The 1,101-nt window shown below is 70.2% G+C and carries 2 protein-coding genes; one reads left to right on the forward strand and one right to left on the reverse strand.

The window, feature by feature from the left end; translation table 11 throughout:
* On the reverse strand, positions 1 to 778 hold a 778-nt coding region (locus ACZ7HQ_RS45820; protein ID WP_471003658.1), incomplete at its 3' end, for a DUF3109 family protein.
* 39 nt (positions 779 to 817) lie between these two features.
* Between ACZ7HQ_RS45820 and ACZ7HQ_RS45825 the strand changes: the two genes are divergently transcribed.
* A partial coding sequence (locus tag ACZ7HQ_RS45825; protein ID WP_471003661.1) for a Ppx/GppA phosphatase family protein occupies positions 818 to 1,101 on the forward strand: 284 nt, incomplete at its 3' end.

The following is a 1,101-nucleotide window of genomic DNA, read 5'->3' on the forward strand; positions in this document are numbered from 1 at the left end:
GCTCGACCAGCCGGTCGTAGCCCTCCTTGCCCATCAGCTCGATCAGCTCCGGGCGGTAGGACACGTACACCGGGTCACCGGCCCCGTGCGCCGAGGTGGCCGAGGTGCACCACCAGTGCAGATCATGGCCGCCCGGGCCCCAGCCCCGGCGGTCGTACTCCCCGATCGTCACCTGGAGCACCCGGGTGTCGTCGGGCCGGTCGATCCAGTCGTACGTCCGCCGCACCGGCAGCTGCCAGCACACGTCCGGCTTGGTCTCCAGGGGCTCCTTGCCCTCCCGCAGCGCCAGGATGTGCAGCGAGCAGCCCGCACCGGCGGGGAAGCCCGGCCGGTTCTGGAAGATGCAGGAGCCCTCCCAGCGGCGCGTCTGGCGCTCGCCGTCCTCGTCGACGCCGACCCAGCCCGTCTCCGTACCGACGTCGTGGAACTGCCACAGCTCGGGGGTGAGCCGTGCCACGTTCTCGGCGACCCGCTTCTCGTCGTCCTCGTCGGAGAAGTGCGCGCCCAGCGTGCAGCAGCCGTCGTCGGCACGGCCCGCCTGGATGCCCTGGCAGCCGCTGCCGAAGATGCAGGTCCAACGGGACGTCAGCCAGGTGAGATCGCAGCGGAAGACCTGTTCGTCGTCGGCCGGGTCGGGGAACTCCACCCAGGCCCGGGCGAAGTCGATGTCCTTCTCGTCGGACGGGTCCGGTCCGTTCGCCTCCGGCTGTGACGCCTGCTTGTTCGACTTCGGCTTCTTCGTGGCTTTGTCCTGCTTAGCCTTTTTCGTCTTTGGCACGCGGACAGCGTAAGTCCGACCGCGCAGTAGCGTTCCCCCATGAGACTCGGAGTCCTCGACGTGGGATCGAACACGGTTCATCTGCTGGTGGTCGACGCCCACCCCGGTGCCCGCCCGCTGCCCGCGCACTCGCACAAGGCCGAACTCCGGCTCGCCGAACTCCTCGACGAGACCGGCGCGATCGGCCCGCTCGGCGTGGACCGGCTCGTGGCGACGATCGCCGACGCGGTCCAGGCGGCCGAGGACAAGGGGTGCGAGGACGTGCTTCCGTTCGCCACCTCCGCGGTGCGCGAGGCGACCAACGCGGACGTGGTGCTGGAGCG

This window comes from Streptomyces sp. NPDC037290 (genome assembly GCF_055603245.1).